Genomic DNA, 22,524 nt, shown 5'->3' with positions numbered 1-22,524 from the left:
CGCAGCCCATTTCGGGCTACGATCGTGATTCATTTGGTACCGGTACCATTTTATGCCGCAAACGAAAGAAACCGACAACAACCGGCGCTCGCGCAGGGGCAGCGGTGCCATCACGCTGCGCGACGTGGCCAAACTCGCGGGCGTGGCGCCCATTACCGCGTCGCGCGTGCTCAATACGCCGGAGCAGGTGTCGGTGGACGTGCGGCAGAAGGTGTTGGACGCGGTGCAGAAGACGGGGTACGTGCCGAACCGCATGGCCGGCGGGTTGGCGTCGTCGCGCAGCCGGCTGATCGCGGCGGTGGTGCCGAGCACGGTGATGTCGGTGTTCATGGAGACGATCGAATCGCTCAACGGCACCTTGTTCGATGCCGGTTACCAGCTCATGCTGGGCCAGTCGAGTTACTCGGCCAGCCGCGAAGAATCCTTGCTCGAAGCGATCATCGGCCGCCGGCCCGATGGCATCTTTCTCACCGGCATCCTGCACTCGAACAAGGGCCGAACGCGCTTGTTGGCTTCGGGCATTCCGGTGGTGGAAACCTGGGACCTCACGCCCGCGCCGATCGACATGCTGGTGGGGTTTTCGCACGCCGACATCGGCCGCGACGTGGCCAAATTCCTGTTGGGCAAGGGGCGTCGGCGTCTGGCCATGATCCGCGCCGACGACGAGCGCGCCGACCGCCGTGCCAAAGCCTTCGCGGCGGAAGTGGCGCAGAGCGGTTTGACCGATGCGCCGGTGCGGGTGATCGATGTGGGCGCGTCGCGTTCCATCCGCAGTGGGCGGGATGCGCTGGCCCGGCTGCTCGAGATCGACCCCTTGGTGGACGCGGTGTTCTGCAGCTCCGACCTGCTGGCCTCGGGTGTGGTGACGGAGGCGAGGGTGCGCGGCATCGACATTCCGGGGCGCCTGTCCATCATCGGTTTTGGCGATGCGCCTTTTGTGGCCGACATGGAGCCTGCGCTGAGCACGGTGCACATCAATGGCGCGGACATCGGACGCATGGCAGCGAACTTTCTGATCGACCGCGCCGAGGGCCGTGAGGTGGCCGAGCGGGTGGTGGACGTGGGGTACGCCATCGTCGAGCGGGACACGACCTGAGGTTTTTTCTCCCGTAGTTTTTCTCCGGCTGCTCCGGTCATCGGCGACCATGGGGCACGGCTCCGCGGGTGTCCCCCGACGGCGGGAGGCCGTCTCCTCCTTTACCCCGCTGCGCCGTACCCCATGGCCACCGATGACCTCCTTGGCGCTCGGTGTGTTGCGGCGCCAGCGCTCATGGCCGCTGACGACTGCGTGGACATTCGGCCGGTGAGCGTGCCAACACTGCTTCTGGCCCGTGAGTGCAGGGTGTTCTGCGCAGCGGGGTAAAGGAGGAGCCGGCTCCAGCCGGCGGGGGACACCCGCGGAGCAGAGCGCCCTGCGCTCACGAGTCCGCGAGGTGCAGCGCAAAAAAACACCCTGCAATCCCCACCCAGGAACTCAACCAAACAAACCCGGTTGACGCGCCCATTTGGTACCGGTACCATGCGACCCAACTCGATTTGGTACCGGTACCAAATGGGGCTGTTTTGCAACCGGCTTTTCCAACGACAGGAGACAAGACACCATGAAGAAACTGATGTTCGCGCTTGGCGCGTCCATGACCTTGACCGCGGCCATGGCCTGGCCCGACAAGCCCGTCACCATCGTCGTGCCCTTCCCGCCCGGCGGCTCCACCGACCTGATTGCCCGCACGCTGCAACCCAAGCTGCAGGAAAAGTTTGGCGGCACCTTCGTGGTTGAGAACAAGGCCGGTGCCACCGGCACCATTGGCGCCGCACAGGTCGTGCGCGCCGCGCCCGATGGCCACACGCTGCTCGTCTCTTCCCTTGGCCCCTACGTGATCGCGCCGCACCTCACCAAGGTGACCTACGACGCCACCAAGGACATGGACTACATCACCGTTGCCGTGCAGGCGCCCAACGTGCTCGTGGTGCCCGCCGCCTCGCCGCACAAGAGCATGGCCGACGTGTTGGCTTTCCAGAAAGCCAACCCCGGCAAGATGACCTTTGCGTCCTCCGGCAACGGCAGCAGCGACCACCTCACCGCCGAACTCTACTGGCAGCAAACCGGCACCTCCGGCGTGCACGTGGCCTACAAAGGCGGTGGCCCCGTAATGACCGACCTGCTGGGCAACCAGGTGGACTCGTCGTTCATGAACATCAACACCGCCATGCCGCAGATCAAGGCCGGCAAGCTGCGCCCGCTCTCCATCACCAGCGCCCAGCGCTCACCGCTGCTGCCCGACGTGCCCACGCTCAACGAACTCGGCATCAAGGACGCCAACGTGAACTCCTGGCAGGCTGTGTCCGGCCCCAAGGGCATGCCGGCCGACCTGAAGAACAAGTTGCAGGCCGCCATCAAGGACGCGCTCAACGACCCCGCCGTCAAACCCAAGCTGCTGGAACTCGGCTTCGAGATCGTCGCCAACACGCCCGAACAGTTCACCGCTTTCCAGGCCACCGAATTCGCGCGCTGGAAAAAACTGATCGAGACCCGCAACATCAAAGCCGACTGATCTCTTCATGCCGAACCCCGCCACCGTGTCCACCACACCCCGCATCACCGAACTGCGCGTCATCCCCGTTGCGGGGCGCGACAGCATGTTGCTCAACCTGAGCGGCGCGCACGCGCCGTTCTTCACGCGCAACCTGCTCATCCTCACCGACAGCGCGGGCCGCACCGGCGTGGGCGAGGTGCCCGGGGGCGAGAAGATCCGCCAGACGCTGGAAGACGCGCGCGAACTGGTGGTGGGGCAGACGCTCGGTGCACACCAGCGCCTGTTGCGAGAGCTGCAAACGCGCTTTGCCGACCGCGATGCGGGCGGCCGCGGGCTGCAGACCTTCGACCTGCGCACCACCATCCACGCCGTCACCGCCGTGGAGTCGGCCTTGCTCGATCTGCTCGGGCAACACCTCGATGTGCCCGTGGCCGCGCTGCTCGGCGAAGGCCAGCAACGCGATGCGGTGGAAATGCTGGGTTACCTCTTCTTCGTCGGCGACAAGACCAAAACCAACCTGCCGTACGCCAGCGAACCCGGCGCCGACAACGCCTGGAGCCGCCTGCGCCACGAAGAGGCGATGACGCCCGAAGGCGTGGTGCGCCTGGCCGAGGCCGCGCGCGAGCGTTATGGCTTCAACGACTTCAAACTCAAAGGCGGCGTGCTGCGCGGCGACGAGGAAGTCGACGCCGTGATCGCATTGCACGAACGCTTTCCCGACGCCCGCGTCACGCTCGACCCCAACGGCGGCTGGTTGCTGAAAGACGCGATCCGCCTGGGCCAGCGCATGCGCGGCGTGGTCGCCTACGCCGAAGACCCTTGCGGCGCGGAAGACGGCTTCTCCGGTCGCGAGGTGATGGCCGAGTTCCGCCGTGCCACCGGCCTGCCCACGGCCACCAACATGGTCGCCACCGACTGGCGTCAGCTCACGCACGCACTCTCGCTGCAAAGCGTCGACATTCCGCTGGCCGACCCGCACTTCTGGACCATGGCCGGCAGCGTGCGTGTGGCGCAGACCTGCCGCGACTGGGGCCTCACCTGGGGCTCACACTCCAACAACCACTTCGACGTGTCGCTCGCCATGTTCACCCACGTCGGCGCCGCCGCACCGGGCAAGGTCACCGCGATCGACACACACTGGATCTGGCAGGACGGGCAGCGCCTCACGAAGGACCCGCTGCAGATCGTCAACGGCCACGTGCAGGTGCCGAAGAAGCCGGGCCTGGGCGTCGAGCTCGACATGGCCGAGGTGGAGAAGGCGCACCAGCTGTACAACGAACACGGCCTGGGCGCGCGCGACGATGCGATCGCCATGCAAAGCCTGATCCCGAACTGGGCCTTCAACCCCAAGCGCCCGGCGCTCGACCGCTGAGCATCCCGCGATCCCATGCAAGAACAAGGAACCCCATGAGACCCAACCGCCTGCGCGAAATCTGGGCCGCCGGTGGCGCCGTGGCCAACGGCTGGCTGGCCATCCCCAACAGCTTCTCCGCCGAAACCATGGCGCACCAGGGCTGGGACTCGCTCACCATCGACCTGCAACATGGCGTGGTCGACTACCAGACCATGGTGACCATGCTGCAAGCCATTTCCACCACCGACACTGTGCCCGTGGTGCGCGTGCCCTGGCTGGAGCCGGGCATCCTCATGAAGACGCTGGACGCCGGCGCCTACGCGGTGATCTGCCCGATGGTGAACACGCGCGAGGACGCGGAAAAACTCGTTGCCTGGACGCACTACGCGCCACGCGGCACGCGCAGCTTTGGCCCGGTGCGCGCGCTGCTCTACGGCGGCGCGGACTACCCGCAACACGCCAACGACACCATCGTCACCTTCGCGATGATCGAGACCGCGCAAGCACTCGAGAACCTCGAAGACATCCTCTCGACCCCCGGCCTGGACGCGATCTACATCGGCCCGTCCGACCTGTCGCTCGCGCTCGGCTGCACGCCCACCTTCGACGACCTCGACCCGACAGCGGCTCAAGCCGTGCAACACATCCTGGCGCGCGCCAAGGCGCACGGCCTGGTCGCCGGCATCCACAACGGTTCGCCCGAAGCGGCCGCTCGGCGCATCGCCGTGGGCTTCCAGTTCGTCACCATCAGCTCGGACGCGCGCCTCATCGCCGCCGGTTCGCAGCAGGTGCTCGCCACGCTGCGCGCCACGCAACCGCGCACCGTGCCCGGCGGGTATTGAACCCTCTCCCCATTTCTCTTTCTCTCAAGGACATGTCATGAAGATCGGATTCATCGGCCTGGGCATCATGGGCACGCCCATGGCCCTGCACCTCGCCAACGCCGGCCACCAGCTGTTCGTGCACACGCGCAGCCAAGTGCCCGAAGCGATCCAGGCGGCAGGAGCGACGCGCTGCGACAACGCCGCCGCGGTGGCGCGCGAGGCCGAGGTGGTGTTCACCATGGTGCCCGACACGCCCGACGTGGAGGCCGTGCTGTTCGGCGAGAACGGCGTGGCCAAGGGCTTGAGCAAAGGCAAGATCGTGGTCGACATGAGTTCGATCTCGCCCATGGCCACCAAGGCCTTCGCGAAGACCATCAAGGAACTGGGTTGCGACTACGTCGACGCGCCCGTCTCGGGCGGTGAAGTCGGCGCCAAGGCCGCCTCGCTCACCATCATGTGTGGCGGTGAAGAAGCCGTGTTCGAACGCGTGCGCCCGCTGCTCGAACTCATGGGCAAGAACATCACGCTGGTCGGCGGCGTGGGCGACGGGCAGACCACCAAGGTCGCCAACCAGATCATCGTGGCGCTCAACATCGCCGCCGTGAGCGAAGCCCTGGTGTTCGCCAGCAAGGCGGGCGCCGACCCGGCCAAGGTGCGCCAGGCGCTCATGGGTGGCTTCGCCGCCAGCCGCATTCTCGAAGTGCACGGCGAGCGCATGATCAAGCGCACCTTCAACCCGGGCTTTCGCATCAAGCTGCACCAGAAAGATTTGAACCTGGCACTGCAAGGCGCGAAGGAACTCGGTGTGGGCCTGCCGCAAACGGCGAATGCGGCGCAGCTCATGCAGGCCTGCGCTGCGAACGGCATGGGCGATCTGGACCACTCGGCCCTGGTGAAGGCGCTGGAGCTGATGGCGAACCACGAGGTCGCCAAGGGCTGACCTGAGACGGGGCGTCAAGCCCCGAACTGTTGCGCCCGGTCGGCGATGTGGCCGGCGATCGTCTCGGCCTCGGTGCGGTCCACGCCGGCGTGTGTCGCGAAACCCGGCCATTGCGCCGTCGCCGCCTGCACCTGCCGCACCACCTCGGGCAGTTCCGCGAGCAAGCCAAAGCGCTCGGCCACCGTGCGCACGTCCAGGCGCGAGATCCGGTCGAATCGGCCATTGACCGACATCAGGTGTTGCTTGACCCACACGTTGTCCGGGTTGAACGCGTGGGTGATGTCGTAGGCGGGGGCCAGTGCCCACGGTTCGCCTTGGCGCAAGAGGAACGAGAAGTTCTTGCTGTGGTCGTCGTTGTTCACGGCGAGCACGTTGAACACCATGCGGCGCAGCAGTTCCACCAGGGCTTGCTGCCCCAGTTGAAGTGCGTTCGCGGTCTGGAACAGCTGGTTGTAGCTGTGGGTGGCCACCTGCTTGAAGTCCAGGTGCGCCATGGCACACAGGGTCTGCATGTGGTGGCGCTGGTCGCCGTCGCGGTCGAAGCGCCGGGTCATGAAATGCGCGCGCCCGTTTTCTTCCAGCAGGCGGCAGGGCGACATGTCGATGCCGGCTTCCACGGCCATGAGGTGGTAGGCGTATTCGATGCGGCCATAGCCCTTGGACGGGCCCAGGTCGTTGTCCTTGCCGATGCCGTCGAATTTGAGCAACCAGGCCTCGAAGCCCTCGGGGATGTTGAACTGGCCGGTGCGCACCTCGTCGGTGTCGGGGTTCCAGGCAATGGTCGCCTTCGCGCGCGCACCGCCGGCGGAGGTGCCCACCTGGATGATCTGCTTGAGCGCCGTGTGGACGTGGTCTTCCCCGTCGAAATCGCCCTGAACCGCCAGGCGCGCGGCTTGCACCAGCTGGCCCATCTGGATGGCGGTGGCCTTGCTCGGGCGGGGACCGCGCATGGGGCCGAAGCTGAGGGCGCCCATGCCGCGCTGGCCCATGTACGCCAGGCGGTCCAGCGAGGTGACGGCCGCCTTGGCCATGCCGCGATCGGCCATCCAGGCATCGATCAAGGCGTTGCCGAAATCGTCGGGCAGCGCGTCGGCCAGCAGCGCGGGCAGGCGCTTGTAGGTGGGCTCCGGCAGCTCCGTGAAGATGAAGGGCTCGCTGGCCTGCGCCAGCGGCATGGTGAGCGGCGCCAGTTCGATGCCGGTGCGCACCCACGCCGGGTCGTACTGGAAGGCGTAGAAGTTTTTGGTCGGCTCGCGCGCGACGGCGCCCACGCGGCGGCCCCAGGCGCGGACTTCCACCACGTCGACGCTCTGGTACGGCGCGGTTCGGCTTGGGGGGGCGGCGGTGGCCATCGCGTCAATCCGGCTTGGTGCGGCGGGGCTTGTATGCGCGCTGGCGGGGTTCGCGCGCCTTGAGCATGCTCAGCGGGTTGATGGTCACCGCCGGTTGCAGCGTGGCCAGCCAATCGTCGCGACGCAGCACCTTGAGCACCGAGACGAAGGAGGCCAGGGTCGCGCCTTCACCGCTTTCCAGCCGGCGCACGGCGTTGATGGACAGGCCGGCGCTCCTGGCCAGCTCGTCGAGCGTGAGGTTCATGCGCAGGCGTTGGGCGCGCAGCTGCTCGCCCAATCCGGCCAGCAGTTCTTCCGTGGTGTGCTCTTCGGTCATAAAAGATCGTTTTCGGCTATTTATAGAAGAATTCACCATTAAATATCCACTATCGGATAGTAATGGCTTCGGCCATGAACTGCCATATGTTTCTTATAAATATTCAAAACGAATATTTATGGTAATTTTTCTCTATAAATATCCGATATCGAATAAAAGATGCAGGCTCCATTTCAGGCCGTTCGCGTGCCGGACCCCAAGCCAGACCGGAACCGTTCAAGACACTGTTGAATAAAAAATTCAACTGTCGGTGGATTTGAACGGTTCTTCGGCGTGCAGGCGCAGATCGACCAGTAGGGCGTCGAGCGCTTGGCGAAGTGGCAGGTGACCAGGCCGTCCATGTTGACGGTGCGCATCACCGACGACGGCAGGATGCCGATGCCCAGCCCGGCGACGATCAGCCCGAGCACGGTGCCCACGTGCGCCACCTCGAACGCGGGCCGCAGCACCGCGCCGTGCAACAGGTACTGCGCGTCCAGCAGTTGCCGCACGCTGCTGTCGGTGCTGCGCACGATCAGCTGGCAGGGAATGATGTCCTTCCATTGCAGGTTGCGCCGGCCGGCGAGCGGGTGGTGCGGGGCGCACAGCACCACGATCGGGTCGCGGAACAGCAGCTGTTGCGAAAGGTCTTCCACGTCGCTGCGCATCGGCATCAGCGCGAGGTCGGCCGCGCCGGAGCGCACCATGTCCACACAACCCTGCGACAACACGTCGTGCACGCGCAGCTGGATGCGCGGGTGGTCGGCCATGAAGCGCACGAGGATGTCGGGCAGCACGCCCGCGGCCACCGAGGGCGCCACCGCGATGTTCAACCGGCCTTGCTGGCCGGCCAGGATGTCCTGGATGTGCGCCAGCCCATGGTCGATGTTGTCCATCAGGCCGGTGGCGATGGGCATGAAGGCCGCGCCCACCATCGACAGGGCCACGGTGCGCGTGTCGCGGTCGAACAGGCGCGCGCCCACGGTCTCTTCCAGCCGGCGGATGTTCGCGCTCAGGGCCGGTTGCGACAGGTGGATCTGCTCGGCCGCCTGGCTGAAGCTCAGCGTGCGCGCCACGGCCAGAAAGGACTCGATCTGCTTGAGCGTGATGTTCATGCTCTTATTCTATTAATGGATAGGTTTATCAAAAATGGAAATTTGGCAAATAAATGACCGCGCACTAGAGTCGCCCCCAATCCCTGCAATCGCGCAGGAAAAAACCCAGACACAGGAGACAGAACGATGCGTGGTCAAGCCGAGCGGTTGTTGAGCGGGCCAGAGGTGTGGAGCGGGCCGGCCTTGGGTGCCCGCACCGACTGGATCCAGCACCTGGAGCCGGCCGAGGTGGCCGAGATCGATGCCATGCTGGCGGCGCACCGCGGCAACACCACGGCGCTCACCGACCTGACCCGCGATGACTTCGCCATGCCGCGCCTGGCGCGGCGCTTCGAAGCCGTGCGCGCCGATCTCGAAGGCGGGCGCGGTTTCGCCTTGCTGCGCGGCCTGCCGGTGCAGCGCTACTCCACGGACGAAGCCCGCAGGATCTTCTGGGCCATGGCCGTGCACCTGGGCGACCCGCAAGGGCAGGACAAGCAAGGCAACCGCATGCACTCGGTCACCAACACCGGCCTGCGCGTGGACAGCACCAACTCGGTCCGCAGCTACCAGACCGACGACGAACTGACCTTTCACAACGACGGCGGCGACGCCTTCATGCTGCTGTGCCTCAAGACCGCGAAGTCGGGCGGTATCAGCAAACTGGTGAGCGTGGCCCAGCTCTACAACGAGGTGATGCAACGCCGGCCCGACCTCATCGAGGTGCTGCAGCAGCCCTTCCATTTCGACACGCGCGAGCAACACCCCACCGGCCTGAAGGTGCAGACCTCGCCGATCCTGAACTTCTTCGAAGGCCGCCTGAGCGCGCTGTACAAGCGCCGCTACCTGCTCGCCGCACAGCGCTTCCCCGAGGTCCCGCGCCTCACGCCCGCGCAGGAGCAGGCGGTGCAACTGGTGGAAGACATCTGCAACGACCCCGCGGTGCAGCTGAGCTTTTCCATGCAGCCCGGCGACGTGCAGATGGGCAACAACTACGCGGTGCTGCACGCGCGCACCAAGTACGAGGACTTCGACGACCCGGCCGAGCGCCGCCACCTGTTGCGCGCCTGGCTCACCTTGCCCAACGGCCGTCCCTTGCCGCCGCCGTTCGAGTTGACGCGCGAGTTCCGCACGTCCTACCTGGCACGCCATGGCGAGACGGCCGGCGCCGTCGCCTGAACGCACCCACCCCACGACAACCGCGAGAGCAGAACCGATGCGCATGTGGAAACAACTTCTTTCGGCGGTGCTGACCGCCGGTGTGGCGGCCGCCAGCCCGTTCGCCACGGCGGCCGAACCGTACCCCAGCAAAACCATTCAACTGGTCGTGCCCTACACGCCCGGCGGCAACACCGACCTGTTGGGCCGCATCATTGCCCAGAAGCTCGGCGAAGCCTGGAACCAGACCGTGGTGGTGGAAAACCGCCCTGGCGCGGGCGGCACGACGGGCGTCACCCAGGTGGCCAGGTCCAAACCCGATGGCCACACCCTGGTGCTGGCGGCGTTCGGCAACATCCTGGTGGCGCAGAGCCTGTACAAGAACCTGTCGTACGACCCCGCGACCGACCTGATCCCGGTGGTGCTGCTGGCGACGCCGCCGACCATCGTGACCGTCACCCCGAGCCTGCCGGTCAAGGACATCAAAGGCCTGATCGCCTACGCCAAGGCCAACCCCGGCAAGCTGAACTACGGTTCGTCGGGCGCGGGCACGTCGAACCATCTGTTCGGCGAGTTGTTCGCGTCAATGGCGGACGTGCGCATGACCCATGTGCCCTACAAGGGCAGCGGCCCGGCGATCACCGATCTGATGGCCGGCACGATCCAGCTGAATTTCGCCCCGCTGCCCCTGGTGCGCCAGCAGATCAAGGCCGGCAGCCTGCGCGCGTTGGCGGTCACAGGCTCGCAGCGTTCCCCGGCGCTGCCCGACGTTCCCACCGTGGCCGAAGCGGGACTGGCCGGTTATGAGGGCAACGGCTGGTTCGCGCTGATGGTGCCCAAGGGCACGCCCAGGGACGTCGTCACCAAACTCAACGCCGAGGTCAACCGCATCCTGAAGTCGCCGGACGTGCGCACGGCCCTGGAGACCGAGGGCGCGGACCCGATTGGTGGCACACCGGCCGATGCCACGCGCTCCATGGAGCAGGGCATCGCCAAGTGGCGCGGCCTCGTCGGCAAGCTCGAGCTCAAGCTCGAATGAGGCTCACAGGAACGCTCAGTCGGCCTTGACGTTGCCCGCCTTGATCACCTTGGCCCAGCGCGGAATTTCCTTGGCGATCAACGCGCCAAAGGCCTGCGGCGTGGTCGGCGTGGGAATGGCGCCTTCGGTGGCGAGCGCGCGCTCCATTTCGGGTGAGTTCAGCGCCTTGTTGATCTCCGCGTTGTAGAACGCCACGATGGCCGCTGGCGTGCCCGCGGGCGCCACCACGCCGTACCACTGGTCGGCCTCGAAGCCGGGGTAGCCGCTTTCGGCGACCGTGGGCACGTCGGGCAACTGCGCCATGCGCTTGTCGCTGGACACCGCCAGCGCGCGCAGGCGGCCCGAACGGATGTGGGCGATCAGCGCCGGCGAGCCAGTGAAGATCGTCTCGACCTGCCCGCCGAGCACGTCGGAAATGGCCGGGGCCGCACCGCGGTACGGGATGTGCGGCATGAAGACACCGGTTTCCTGCTTGAGGAACTCCATGGTGATGTGCGCCGCGCTGCCATTGCCACCCGACGAGTAGTTCAGGCGGCCCGGCTGGGCCTTGGCCTGGGCGATGAATTCCTTGAAATTCTTCGCGGGGAATTTCTCGTTGACCACCAGCACGTTGGGCACGCGCGCCACCAGCGCGACCGGGGCGAAGCTCTTGATCGGGTCGTAGGGCAGCTTGGGGTAGATCGACGGGTTGATCGCCAGCGTGCCGATGTGGCCCATCATGAGCGCGCTGCCATCGGTCGGCATGCGCGCGAACTCGCCCGCGCCCACGGAACCGGCCGCGCCACCCTTGTTCTCGATCACCACGGTGATGCCCAGTTGCGTGGCCAGGCGTGCACCCACGGCACGGCCGAGCAGGTCGGTCGAGCCGCCCGGCGGGAACGGGATCAGCATCTTGACGGTCTTCGGGATCTGCGGCGCTTGTGCCTGCGCGGGGCCGAACGAGAAGGCGGCGAGGGCGGCCAGTGCGCTCAGCGCAAAGTGGCGGCGGGTGCGGGATGCGTTCGGGTGTGTCATGTCTCTGGTTGTCGCTGTGTGATGGTGAACTTGCGCAGTGTCGCCGCACAGGGCGCCGCCACCCATGCAATATCCTGGACGAGAATTGCATTCTGCTTATGACGCACCCAGCCACCATGACGAGAAACCTCGCCGATCCGCCCTTCGAGAGCCGCTTGCGCGCCTTGCGCATGGTCGAGGCCACGCACGAGGGTGGCACGGCGGCCGAGGCGGCCTTGCGCCTGCATGTCTCCACCTCGACCGTCACGCGCAGCATTCAGCTGATGGAGCAGGCCCTGGGCCTGGCCTTGTTCGAGCGCGGCGCGCGCGGCATGGTGTGCACCGTGCCGGGCCTGGCGGTGGTGCGCGCGTGCGAGGGCGTGCGCGCCGAACTTGCGCTCAGCACCTCGGAAGGACCGCCGCAGGCGCCGTGGTCGTTGCCGATGCAGCGCCGGGTGGACAGCCTGTTTCGCGTGCTCACGGTGCCCATGCTGCGCTGCTTCGTGGTGTGCGCCGAACGCGCGCATGAAACGCAGGCCGCGCGGGCGCTCGGCCTGTCTCAACCCGCCGTCAGCCAGCAGTTGCGCTCGCTGCAGACGGCCTACGGTCGCGCGCTGGTGCAGCGCACGCCACGCGGCCTGCGCCTCACGCGCGATGGCGAGCGCGTGCTGGCGCCGCTCAAGCGTGTGCTCGACATCCTGCGCGTGCTGCAGGAGCAGATCTCCGCCTACCGCGGCGAGGCCTCGGGGCGGTTGCACCTAGGTGTGTTGCCCATGGCCAGCACGTCGCTCGCGCCGCAAGCCCTGGCGGGGCTGTTGCGGCAGATGCCCAACGTGGTCGTGACCATCAGCGACGGCACCTACGAGGCCATGGCCCGGCAGCTCAAGACCGGCGACCTGGACATGGTCCTCGGCCCCTTGCGCGGCGAGCTCGTGGCGCCCGAGCTGGAGGAGCACGAGCTGTTCCGCGAGTCGCTGGTCGCGGTGGTGCGCCGGGGCCACGCGCTCGCGTCGGTGCGGCGCGCGCCTTCCTTGCGCCAGCTGCGCGCGCAGACCTGGATCGCACCGCTGGAGAACACGCCGGCTCATGCCGCGTTTGAGCGGGCGTTTCGCGCCGCTGGCCTCGATCTGCCGCCGGTCTCGTTCCACGCCAACAGCCCGTCGCTGGTGCGCGCGCTGCTCCTGGAGAGTGACCACATCGCGCTGATGTCACCCCTGCAGATCCAGGAGGACCTTCACAGCGGCGCGCTGGTGCGCGTGCCGGTGAAACTGCAGGGCGTGGACCGCCGCATCGGCATCACCGTGCGGCGCGCCTTCGCGTGGCCACCGTCCTGCGTCTACTTGTGGGAGCAGCTCAGGGCGCGCAGCCCTTGAAGAGCCTCACACCGCCGTCAGTGTGAGCAGGATGTCGGCGTACCACGCGCAGTTCAGCCCGAGCGACTCGTCCTGCACCAGGTCGCGGTTGCCCATGTCCATGCGCGAGGAGTGCACGCCCAGCAGTTTCCAGGGCAGGGCGGTGGTGCCGGGCGAGGTGTCGCGCATCACGACGGCCGCGCCGCTGGTGCCGCGGTGGGTGCGCGCGTCGGTGAGAAAGAAGCCCTGGGCCTGGAACCGGACGCCGAAGGGCGAGGCGATCGCCGCATGGCGCAGCACCGGCAGGTGGTGCACCACGTCGTGAAAGCCGAGCGGAAAACCCACGATCATCAACGAGGTGTCGGCCGGCACGGCATTGAAATCGGTTTGCAGGTGCGCCGGCGTGAAGGCGCGCACCACGGCTTCGGCGGGGAAGGCGCTGCGGTCCAGTTCGATCACGGCCACGTCGATCTCGCCGCCGCTGTCGCAACCCTGGTGCCACACCGCGAGGCCGTCCACGTACAGCGGCACCGAGAAGCCGGTGGACAGCGTGAGGTTGGTGGCGTCCATATGCAGGCCGATCTCGATGCGGTCGGGCCGGTGGTCGGTGGCTTCGTCGATCAGCACGTGCCGGCTCGTGACCAGGTACAGGCGCTCATCGCGCTCGAAGAAGAAGCCGCTGGCGTTGGTCAGCGGCTGCGTGCCCACGAAGGTCGACACCTGCGGCGCGGCCAGGAACAGCGGGTCCACCAGCACGGGCGGCGGCGGGGCAGCGGGCTTCGCCGCGGTTCTGGACTTGGCGGCGGTTCGGGTCTTGTTGTTCATCGGTTCAGTGTCTCATCCTTGTGCCTGTTCCTGTGTAGGACGCTGGCGAAACTGGCGCAACACAAAGGCCCAGGCCATGCGCGAGGCGTCGGGCCCTTTCGGGTCGCTGTACGCCTGGCTGGCCGCGCCGCCGCTCCAGGCATGGCCCAACTGCGGCACCTCGACCAGCGTGACCACCGTGCGGCCCTTGCGTCTGGCGTCGGTCACCGTCATGGGGTGGCGCTGGCCTCGCTGCACCGCGCGGGGTGCGGTGGTGGTGGCGCCCACGTGCTCGGCCCACATCTGCGCCACGGCCGCGCCGTTGCGCGGCGACACCACGAGATCGGTGCCCCCCTGGATCACCAAGAGGGGTGGCCAAGGTTCCGGTTCGGCCTGCGGCTCGCGGGGTTGGGGCGGGCGGCGCCCGCGCATGGCCGCGAGCGCGGTGGCGGTGGACGCCGCCATACCGGGCCCCACGCCAGAGTGCATCACCACCGCCTGGAAACGATCCGGGTGTCGGGTGGCCAGCAAGGCCGCCATGCCCGCGCCGGCCGAGAGCCCGGCCAGCGCGATGCGCGTGCGGTCCACCGGGTAGAGCAGGCACACCTGGTCGATGGCCGCCAGGATGAGCGCCACCTCGCCGAGGGCGCGGCCATTGCGCGTCTCGTACCAGTTCCAGCAGCGCTGCGCATTCGCCAGGCGGTCTTGTTCGGGGTAGAGCACCATGAACCGTTCGCGGCGCGCGAGGGCGTTCATGCGGGTGCTGGCGGCAAAGGCCGCGGCGTCCTGGTTGCAGCCGTGCAGCATCACCAGCAAAGGCACCGTTTCGCCCGCTTGCAGGCCCGTGGGACGGTAGAGCCGGAACCGGCGCGCGCCGTGCGGGCCCATGGCCAGGCCTGGTATCCAGTCGCCCGTCCTGGCGGGCGACGCGCTGGCGGTCGTGCGTGGGCGCACCGGCCGCGGGGGACGAGGCCGTTTCGCCGCGGCGCGCGTGGCGGCGCGCAGGTTGCGGTTGAAGGCTTTGACCCAGGCCGAGGTCGCGCGCGAGAGTCCGCGGCGTTTCATGCGTTGGCGATCGTGCGGGCTGGAGTGGTGCGGTGCATGTGAAAAGCCCTTGTTGGGTGTTTGCACAGTGTTCTTTGCCGACGCCTTCGTGTCTGTTGCGTGCCGCACATGGCCCTGGACCTTGTGTGCGCTAGCGAACGGACATATGCGCGGGTGCGTAGGACAGTGACTTTCATGTCACCACTTCGGCATAACCTCACAGGAGAAATCGCATGAACACTTCAAACACCACCCGACTGATCGGTGCCACCGCGATCGCCCTCTCGATCGCCGCCCTGGCCGCCTGCAACAAGGCCGAGGCACCGATGGACACGCCTCCGGGCTCGCCGCCCGCTTCCGCCCCGCCCATGGAGCCGACACCGCCCGCCGCGGTCCCGCCTGCCGAGGCGCCGCCAACGTCGAGCATGCCCAGCGCACCCAGTGCACCGGGCACACCGTCCACCACCGTGGGCGGGAAGATCGACGACACGGTGGTCACCACCAAGGTGAAGACCGCCTTGCTGGCCGACGACACGGTCAAGGGCATGGACATCAAGGTGACCACCGTGGGCGGCGAAGTTCAGCTCTCGGGCGTGGTGGACACCCAGGCCCAGATCGACCGCGCCGTGGAGGTTGCCAAGGCCGTGGAAGGCGCCCAGCGCGTGCAGAACGGCATGACCGTCAAGCAATGACCCGGCGCCGGCGCCCTGGCGGCGCCGCGCAACGGTGACAGGCTGGGCCGAAAGGCACGATTTCCGGTCTGTTACCACCTGCTCTTCTCGAACCGGCCTTCATTGGTGACAGAATGTTTCCATGGAAGTCGGGACATCACATCAGGGCCATAGGCCCGAAGGGGAGGGCTCGCGCGCATGGTTTTCTCGCGCGCGTGCGTGGGCTGCGCGCCCGCTGGTGGCGACAGGGCTGGTTTTCGGGCTGATCGCCTGCGGCGAATTGCCCCAGCCGCCACTCGTTGTCGGTCTGAACACCTGGGTGGGTTACGACCCCCTGGTGCTCGCGCGCGACCGGGGTCTGGCGGACGCGCAGCAGGTCAAGGTGGTGGAACTCATCTCCAGCGCCGAGGCCCTGCGCCACCTGCGCAACGGTTTGCTCGACGCCGCCGGCCTGACCATGGACGAAGCCCTGCGCCTGGTCGACAGCGGGTTCGACGTGCGCATCATCGCCGTGCTCGACACCTCGGCCGGCGCCGACGTGGTGGTGGCCGCGCCACGCATCCGGAACCTGCAGGCGCTGCGCGGCGAGCGCATCGCGGTGGAAGACGCCACCGTGGGCACGCTGATGCTCGAGCGCCTGCTGCGCAAGGCCCGGCTGCAGCGCGAGGACGTGACCGTGGTGCGCATGGACGCCACCCAGCACCTGACCGCGTTGCAAAGCGAGCGCGTGGCCGCCGCCGTGAGTTACGCGCCGATGGACGGCCCGATCCAGGCGCAGGGCTACCGCGCCATCTTCGACAGCCGCCAACTGCCCGGCGAGATCGTGGACGTGCTGGTGGTGCGCGCCGACGTGCTGCGCCAACGGCCGCAGGCGGTGGACGCGCTGTTGCGGGCCTGGGCCGCCGGTCTGGACGCGATGCAACAAGACCCCGCGGGCGCCGCCGCCTCGCTAGCTCCTGGCGCCGACCTGTCCCCGGCGCAATACCAGGCGGTGCAGCGGGGCTTGCGCCACTACACGCCGGCGCAATCGCAGGACCTGCTCATCGGCGAGGAGCCCTTGCTGGCGCAGCAAGGCAAGGACATGGCCCTCCTGCTGCAGGAGCTGGGCCTGCTGCGCGCGGCGCCGGACTGGGCCACGCTGATCGATGCCGGGCCCGCCATGCGCGTCTCCACGAGCCCGCCCTCGCCATGAAGCCGGTGTCCCGCCTTCTGTCCATTCCGGCGCGCTGGCTCGCGCCGCTGTTGCTCGCCGCGTTTGCCCTGACCACCGCCGCTGTCAATCTGGTTCTGGAATGGCGCGAGGTCGATCGGCAGGTCACCGAGAGCGAGACGCAGCGCTTGCGCGAACGCCTGGGCGTCGAGCAAAGCCGGCTGAGCGCCGAAACCGGCACCGTCAGCACGCTGCTGGTGCGCCGGCTCGTGGGCGGTCTGGGGCTGTATGGCGGCATGGAACACGCGTATCTGGTCGACGTCCATGGCAAGGTGCTGGCCTCCCTGATGCGCTCCGACATTGGCCAGAACTTCGTCGATCTGCAGAGCCAGTGCCCCGACCTGGTGGAGATCCAGTCGCTGTTCGCCAAGCCGCTGGTGGGTGCGACGGTGCAAGTGGCCCGCCCACCCGGCGCGTCCCACCTGTTCGGCCGGGCCACGCTGGAGCCCGGCCGCGAGCTGCTCACCGTGGTCGACCTCAGCCAGCCCATCGCCCTGCGCATGGCGGGCATGCGCGCGCAGATGCTGCGCGAAAGCGTGGTGTTGCTCGTGCTGGTGGGCTTGCTGGCGCTGCTGCTGCACTGGGCCTGGTTTCGCCGCGCCGAGCAACTGGCCCGCGCGCTGACCACCATGGGCGAGGGGCAGTTGCAGGCCCGCACCGGGCTGCAGGGGCGCGACGAACTCGCGCTCATTGGCGCCGCGGCCGACCGCATGGCCGAACGCCTGCAAGCCAGCCACGCCCAACTCCAGCGCATGAGCGACGTGGTCGCGCGCTCACCCCTGGTGGTCATCGAGTGGTTCAATGTGATCGGTTGCCCCATCCACTACGTGAGCCCGTCCATTGCCCAATGGGGCTACGCACCCGAGCCCTTGCTGCAAGGCCGCATGACCTACGACGACCTGATCCATCCCGACGACGTCGGGCGCGTCAACGCCGAGATCGACCAATACCTCGAACACGGTCCCGACCAGTACCGCCAGGAATACCGCCTGCGCTGTGCCGACGGCCGCTGGATCTGGATCGACGACCGCAGCGCGCTCACGCGCAACGCCGAAGGCAAGGTCACCGGCATCAGCGGCGTGTTGCTCGACATCACCGTGCAGAAAGAGGCGCAGATCGCGCAGCGCGAGCAGGCCGAATTCCAACGGCTCTTCTACGAACTGCCCTTGATCGGCATGGCGATCTCCTCGCCGACCAGCACCAGTTGGCTGCAGGTCAACGACCGCCTGTGCGAAATCCTCGGCTACCCGCGCGATGAATTGCTGAAGTTGACGTGGGCCGAGATGACGCCGTCGCCCGACCTGGAGCGCAACCTCCAGCTGCTCGACCGCATGAAGGCCGGCCTGTCCGAGAGCTACCAGATGCAAAAGCGCTTCGTGCGCTGGGACGGCAGCCACGTGCACACCGAAATCCACGTGCGCGCGGTGCGCGAGCCCGACGGCCGCCTCAAGCACCTCTTCTCCATCGTCCAGGACATCACCGAACGGCTGCAGACCAGCCAGGCCCTGAGCGACCAGAAAGGCCTGCTGGAACAGGCCGAGGCCATGGCGGGCCTGGGCAGCTGGCTGTACGACACGCAGACGCAGAAGATCTGGTGGTCGCGCCAGATGTACCGCAACATCGGCCGCGAGGAAACGGTGGGCCCGCCGCCCGATCTCGACGCCTACCTCGACTGCCTGCACCCCGACGACCGCGAGCGCGTGGCGGCCTTCATGCAAGCCCTGCCCAAACGCGGCCGCCTGCACGCCGAGTTCCGCCGCCATCCGGGACTGGGGCGCGAGCGCTGGTTCCGCGGCAGCGTGGAATGCCGCGTCCTGGCCGATGGCGCGGGCTACCAGTACAGCGGCACCCTGCTCGACATCACGCAGCTCAAACAGGCGCAGACCAACCTGGAACGCATCAACGCCAAACTGGAGCAGCGCGTGGCCGAGCGCACCGAGCAGCTCAGCGCGGCCAACCGCGAACTCGAGGCCTTCTCGTACACCGTCTCGCACGACCTGAAAGCGCCGCTGCGCGGCATCGACGGCTACAGCCAGTTGCTCGAAGAAGAGCACAGCCGCAACCTGGACGAAGAAGGGCGGCAGTTCATCGGCCGCATCCGACGCGGTGTGCAGCAGATGGCCGCGCTCATTTCCGACCTGCTGGACTACTCGCGCATGGAGCGCCGCACCATGGAGCAACACGCCGTGGTGCTGCAGCCGCTGGTGGACCTGGTGCTGGAAAGCCAGGCCGCCGACATTGCATCGGCCCACACGGCCGTGAGCTTGCAGCTCGAACCCATGACGCTGCGGCTCGACCCCGAAGGTCTGGCGGTGGTGCTGCGCAACCTGGTGGGCAACGCCATCAAGTTCAGCGCGAGCCACGACCAGCCGCAGGTGGAGATCGGCGCGCGCAGCGAAGGCACCCGGCGCATTCTCTGGGTGAAAGACAACGGCGTGGGCTTCGACATGAAACACCACGACCGCATCTTCGGCATCTTCCAGCGCCTGCAGCGCGCCGAAGACTATGCGGGCACCGGCGTCGGGCTGGCGCTGGTGGCCAAGGCGGTGCAGCGCATGGGCGGGCGCGTGTGGGCCGAGAGTTCGCCGGGCCAGGGCGCCACGTTCTACCTGGAGTTCCGCGCGTGAACAACGCTTTGCCCGCGCGTGTGCGTTTGTCGCGCGGGCGTATTAGGATGGCCGTGTCCTGTTTTGCGGAGCGACCATGCTGAAAATCCTCATCCCCGTCGACGGTTCCACACACGCCCTGCTGGCGGTGCACCATGCCTTGCGGCTGGTGGGCGCCGGACTCAAGGCGCGCTTCGTGGTCGCCAACGTGCAGGAATCCGCCACCCTCTACGAACTGGTGGTGGCGCACAACCCGGTGGTGTTGCAGCAGGTGAGCGAGGCCGCGGGCCGCGACCTCGTGCGCCCGGCCGTGGCGCTGCTGAGCGCCGCGGGCATGCAGGTCGAGCAGGCGGTGGCCAGTGGCGACGCGGCGCACCAACTGGTCGAGATCATCGAGAGCCACGCCTGCGATGCCGTGATCATGAGCACACGCGGCAGCGGCCTGCGCGCGGCGGTGCTGGGCTCGGTGTCGCAGGAAATGGTGCAGCAGTCGCCCGTGCCGGTCACACTGGTGAAGGTGCCGGAGGACGCACAACCCGACTGACCAGGCCAGCGCTGACACACCAGGAGCCGGCCCCGACCGGCTTCTTGTACGTTTAGCGGTCCGAATCTCCCGTGACACCCCTCTTTGCCGCCCTGGACGCCACCGGCGCGCTCCGCTTCATCAGTGAGGTCGAGCGCGGGGCGGAGTGCGGCTGTCTCTGCCCGGTGTGCGGCAGCCCGCTGGTGGCGCGGCAGGGTGCGGCCTACGAATGGCACTTCGCGCACGAAGCCTCGCAGGAACGGCCCGAGTGCGCGACCGCGGCCCACAGCATGTTGCGCCGCTTGATGACCGAGCACCTGCAGGCACGCGGCGATGCGGGGGAATTGTTGCTGCCGCCCTGGCGCCAGCGGGTGGCCATCGTCGGCGCCCTCGTCAACGTGCACGAAGAGGTGCAGTGGCACGCCCGCGTGATGGGCCCGCTGCAATGGCACCCCTTGGGCGCCGCGCACGAGCCCGTGGCACAGGCGCGGCTCGACACCGGCGTGGACCTGCACCTCTTTGTGGTGGTGGAAGACGCCCCGCTGCCGCCCGAAGCCGATGGCGCACAAGTGGTCTTCCGCTGCAGCCCGCCGCCGGCCTCGGCGCTGCGCGATCGGCACGCGCTCAACCTGCATCTGGAACAGCACGGCGAGATGGCCTGGCGCCACCACCCCGACTCGCTCGGGCTGGCCGCCGCCGCGCAAGCCCGGCTGGAGGCGCGCAGCGCGCAGGTGTACCGCAACTGGCTGGCCGTGGCCGACACGGCAGGCGGCGCTGCCCGTGCCGGCGACGTCGAAGCCGCGCCGCCCGCACCGCTCTTCTACGGCCCCGGCGCACCCGCCACGCCGGAGGTGGCGCCGCGCCATACCTGCGCGCCCGACCACGCGCCCAACGTGAGCTTCACCTTCTACCGGCTCTCCGACACCCAGGCCTGGCTGCTCTACCGACTCGACCGCAAGGGCCCGACCGACTGGCGCAGCGCGTCGGAAAAGTTCTACGCGCTCGCGCCCCATCCCCATCCGTTCGAAGGCTGGACCCAGGCCTTGCCCGAAACCGTGGGCGTGGCCGACCTGTCCGCGGGCGTGGTGCGGTGCACGAGCTTTCTGGCCGCGGTGACGTATCTGTCCCGCCGCACGGTGCTCACGCGCAGCGACCGCGACCCGGCCGCGTTCGAGGGTTTGTGAACCGGCTCTAAGATCGGGGCACGCCCCTGTCAGGAGAGCCAGAACATGCATGGATTGCCAACGGCCACGCCGGCCAACGTGGGGCTGTGCCCCGAACGCACACAACGCATCGTGCAGGTGCTGCAGCGCGACGTGGACCGCGGGCGCCTGCCCGGCGCGTCGGTGCTGATCGCGCGGCGCGGCCGCGTGGTGCTCGATGCCGCTGTGGGCCGGCTCGACCCCGCGCGCGACACAGCCATGGGCACCGACGCGATCTTCCGCATCTACTCCATGACCAAGCCCATTGTCTCGGTGGCGGCCATGATGCTGGTGGAGCAGGGCCGGCTGCTGCTGGACGACCCGGTGGGCCGCTACATCCCCGGCTTCCTGCAACAGCAGGTGGCGGTGCCCGGGCCGCACGGCGTGGCGCTGGTGCCCGCCCATCGCCCGAGCACCGTGCAGGACCTGTTGCGCCACACCGCCGGCCTCACCTACGAGTTCACCGGCAACGGCCACGTGAACGCGCTCTACGCGCAGGCTGGCCTGGTCAACCGCCAGCAGACCAACGCCGAGCTGTGCGACCGCCTGGCCGCGCTGCCGCTGGCCCACCAGCCCGGCACCGCCTGGGCCTATAGCCGCGCCACCGATGTGCTGGGCCGCGTGATCGAAGTGATCACCGGCCAGCCGCTCGGTGCCTTCCTGCGCGAGACCATCCTGCAACCCCTGGGCATGCACGAGACCGCCTTCTTCGTGCCACCCACGCAGCACCACCGCATCGCCGAGGCTTTTGAACAAGACCCCGACGGCGGCGCACCGATGCCCATGCACGACCCGCGCGAAGTGCCCGCGCTGGAAATGGGCGGCGGCGGCCTCATGTCCACCGCGCACGACTACGCGCGCTTCCTGCAGTGCTTGCTGGGCGGTGGTGAGCTTGAGGGCCAGCGCCTGCTGTCACCGCACACCCTGGCCTTCATGACGGCCGACCACCTGGGCCGCGCCATCGCCATCGACAACGCACTGCTGCCCCCCGGCCACAGCTTCGGCCTGGGCTTTGCCGTGCGCACGGCGGCGGGCGAGGCACCCGTGCCCGGCTCCGTCGGCACCTACCACTGGAGCGGCATCGGCGGCACGCACTTCTTCGTCGACCCTGCCCTGGAGATGTTCGCGATCTTCATGGCGCAGGCGCCGAACCAGCGCATTCACTACCGGTCGGTGATGCGTGGGCTGGTGTATGGGGCGGTGGTGGGGTGATGTGAGGGCGGACTACCGCTGCGGGGCCGTCCTTGTCCTACAGCGGGACCGCGACACGGCTGACAGGCCCTGTGAGCCAGTCTCCCTACGATGGATCGCTCATACACACACATGGAGACTGCCGTGAACACCATCATCTATATCGTGGGTCTTGTGGTCGTGATTGGGATCATCCTGAGCTTCTTCGGCTTGCGCTGACCGATACGGGCCGCACGCCAGCCTTGCCGTCTGGCCGCTGACATGCCACCACCGCATCGGTAATCTCCGGCTCCAGGGTGCACACGGATACCATCCAGGTTTCCATGGCACCAGGAGCA

The 22,524-nt window shown here is 67.8% G+C and carries 20 protein-coding genes; 14 read left to right on the top strand and 6 right to left on the bottom strand.

Annotated features, from left to right (window positions below; genetic code table 11):
* Positions 1 to 52: 52 nt before the first annotated feature.
* The 5 genes from FFS09_RS12050 to glxR all read left to right on the top strand — a co-directional run bounded on the left by FFS09_RS12050 (position 53) and on the right by glxR (position 5,652).
* A complete protein-coding gene (locus FFS09_RS12050) occupies positions 53 to 1,096 on the top strand; it encodes a LacI family DNA-binding transcriptional regulator (protein ID WP_137919119.1) in 1,044 nt (347 codons plus the stop codon).
* 505 nt (positions 1,097 to 1,601) lie between these two features.
* The gene (locus FFS09_RS12045; protein ID WP_137919118.1) at positions 1,602 to 2,552 is read left to right on the top strand and encodes a Bug family tripartite tricarboxylate transporter substrate binding protein; all 951 of its coding nucleotides are present in this window, start codon (positions 1,602 to 1,604) and stop codon (positions 2,550 to 2,552) included.
* A gap of 7 nt (positions 2,553 to 2,559) precedes the next feature.
* Positions 2,560 to 3,906, top strand: coding sequence for a glucarate dehydratase (gene gudD, locus FFS09_RS12040; RefSeq protein ID WP_137919117.1), 1,347 nt, complete (start codon positions 2,560 to 2,562; stop codon positions 3,904 to 3,906).
* A 35-nt stretch (positions 3,907 to 3,941) separates the two neighbouring features.
* On the top strand, positions 3,942 to 4,730 hold the full coding sequence (locus tag FFS09_RS12035; RefSeq protein ID WP_137919115.1) for an HpcH/HpaI aldolase family protein: 789 nt from the start codon (positions 3,942 to 3,944) through the stop codon (positions 4,728 to 4,730).
* 37 nt (positions 4,731 to 4,767) lie between these two features.
* Positions 4,768 to 5,652, top strand: coding sequence for a 2-hydroxy-3-oxopropionate reductase (gene glxR / locus FFS09_RS12030; protein ID WP_137919114.1), 885 nt, complete (start codon positions 4,768 to 4,770; stop codon positions 5,650 to 5,652).
* A gap of 14 nt (positions 5,653 to 5,666) precedes the next feature.
* Here the strand turns inward: glxR and FFS09_RS12025 are convergent, their stop codons facing one another.
* The 3 genes from FFS09_RS12025 to FFS09_RS12015 all read right to left on the bottom strand — a co-directional run bounded on the left by FFS09_RS12025 (position 5,667) and on the right by FFS09_RS12015 (position 8,414).
* Positions 5,667 to 7,004 (bottom strand): type II toxin-antitoxin system HipA family toxin, encoded by a 1,338-nt coding sequence (locus FFS09_RS12025; RefSeq protein ID WP_137919113.1) that lies wholly within the window; start codon positions 7,002 to 7,004, stop codon positions 5,667 to 5,669.
* 4 nt (positions 7,005 to 7,008) lie between these two features.
* Positions 7,009 to 7,320, bottom strand: coding sequence for a helix-turn-helix domain-containing protein (locus tag FFS09_RS12020; RefSeq protein ID WP_171019991.1), 312 nt, complete (start codon positions 7,318 to 7,320; stop codon positions 7,009 to 7,011).
* Positions 7,321 to 7,493: 173 nt separating this feature from the next.
* On the bottom strand, positions 7,494 to 8,414 hold the full coding sequence (locus FFS09_RS12015) for a LysR family transcriptional regulator (protein WP_137919111.1): 921 nt from the start codon (positions 8,412 to 8,414) through the stop codon (positions 7,494 to 7,496).
* 126 nt (positions 8,415 to 8,540) lie between these two features.
* Between FFS09_RS12015 and FFS09_RS12010 the strand changes: the two genes are divergently transcribed.
* Entirely contained in the window at positions 8,541 to 9,572 is a 1,032-nt protein-coding gene (locus FFS09_RS12010) for a TauD/TfdA family dioxygenase (RefSeq protein ID WP_137919110.1), read from the top strand.
* Between the two features lie 43 nt (positions 9,573 to 9,615).
* Positions 9,616 to 10,590, top strand: a complete 975-nt coding sequence (locus FFS09_RS12005; RefSeq protein ID WP_137919109.1) for a Bug family tripartite tricarboxylate transporter substrate binding protein — start codon at positions 9,616 to 9,618, stop codon at positions 10,588 to 10,590.
* 15 nt (positions 10,591 to 10,605) lie between these two features.
* Here the strand turns inward: FFS09_RS12005 and FFS09_RS12000 are convergent, their stop codons facing one another.
* Positions 10,606 to 11,604: a Bug family tripartite tricarboxylate transporter substrate binding protein gene (locus FFS09_RS12000; protein ID WP_137919108.1), complete on the bottom strand. Its 999-nt coding sequence runs from the start codon at positions 11,602 to 11,604 to the stop codon at positions 10,606 to 10,608.
* Positions 11,605 to 11,720: 116 nt separating this feature from the next.
* Here FFS09_RS12000 and FFS09_RS11995 point away from each other — a divergent pair, with 116 nt between their 5' ends.
* Positions 11,721 to 12,956, top strand: coding sequence for a LysR family transcriptional regulator (locus FFS09_RS11995; RefSeq protein ID WP_171019990.1), 1,236 nt, complete (start codon positions 11,721 to 11,723; stop codon positions 12,954 to 12,956).
* 6 nt (positions 12,957 to 12,962) lie between these two features.
* Here FFS09_RS11995 and FFS09_RS11990 read toward each other — a convergent pair whose 3' ends face one another.
* Positions 12,963 to 13,688: a trypsin-like peptidase domain-containing protein gene (locus FFS09_RS11990; RefSeq protein ID WP_137919164.1), complete on the bottom strand. Its 726-nt coding sequence runs from the start codon at positions 13,686 to 13,688 to the stop codon at positions 12,963 to 12,965.
* Positions 13,689 to 13,772: 84 nt separating this feature from the next.
* The gene (locus FFS09_RS11985) at positions 13,773 to 14,804 is read right to left on the bottom strand and encodes an extracellular catalytic domain type 1 short-chain-length polyhydroxyalkanoate depolymerase (RefSeq protein WP_137919106.1); all 1,032 of its coding nucleotides are present in this window, start codon (positions 14,802 to 14,804) and stop codon (positions 13,773 to 13,775) included.
* Between the two features lie 212 nt (positions 14,805 to 15,016).
* On the opposite strand from FFS09_RS11985, the gene FFS09_RS11980 reads away from it, so the two are divergent.
* The 6 genes from FFS09_RS11980 to FFS09_RS11955 all read left to right on the top strand — a co-directional run bounded on the left by FFS09_RS11980 (position 15,017) and on the right by FFS09_RS11955 (position 22,207).
* On the top strand, positions 15,017 to 15,475 hold the full coding sequence (locus FFS09_RS11980; protein WP_212745091.1) for a BON domain-containing protein: 459 nt from the start codon (positions 15,017 to 15,019) through the stop codon (positions 15,473 to 15,475).
* A gap of 121 nt (positions 15,476 to 15,596) precedes the next feature.
* Positions 15,597 to 16,646: an ABC transporter substrate-binding protein gene (locus tag FFS09_RS11975; protein ID WP_137919105.1), complete on the top strand. Its 1,050-nt coding sequence runs from the start codon at positions 15,597 to 15,599 to the stop codon at positions 16,644 to 16,646.
* A complete protein-coding gene (locus tag FFS09_RS11970; protein ID WP_137919104.1) occupies positions 16,643 to 19,291 on the top strand; it encodes a PAS domain S-box protein in 2,649 nt (882 codons plus the stop codon). The genes FFS09_RS11975 and FFS09_RS11970 overlap by 4 nt, the downstream gene beginning before the upstream one ends.
* Before the next feature lie 76 nt (positions 19,292 to 19,367).
* Positions 19,368 to 19,814, top strand: a complete 447-nt coding sequence (locus FFS09_RS11965) for a universal stress protein (protein ID WP_137919103.1) — start codon at positions 19,368 to 19,370, stop codon at positions 19,812 to 19,814.
* Positions 19,815 to 19,885: 71 nt separating this feature from the next.
* On the top strand, positions 19,886 to 20,977 hold the full coding sequence (locus FFS09_RS30880; protein WP_212745089.1) for a competence protein CoiA family protein: 1,092 nt from the start codon (positions 19,886 to 19,888) through the stop codon (positions 20,975 to 20,977).
* 45 nt (positions 20,978 to 21,022) lie between these two features.
* Positions 21,023 to 22,207 carry a serine hydrolase domain-containing protein gene (locus tag FFS09_RS11955; RefSeq protein WP_137919102.1) on the top strand — a complete coding sequence of 395 codons (1,185 nt, stop codon included), beginning with the start codon at positions 21,023 to 21,025 and terminating at the stop codon, positions 22,205 to 22,207.
* The last annotated feature ends 317 nt before the right edge of the window (positions 22,208 to 22,524 follow it).

It is taken from the genome of Hydrogenophaga sp. 2FB, assembly GCF_005503365.1.
Taxonomy (GTDB): Bacteria; Pseudomonadota; Gammaproteobacteria; order Burkholderiales; family Burkholderiaceae_C; genus Hydrogenophaga.
This window is presented reverse-complemented; position numbering and strand designations above follow the sequence as displayed.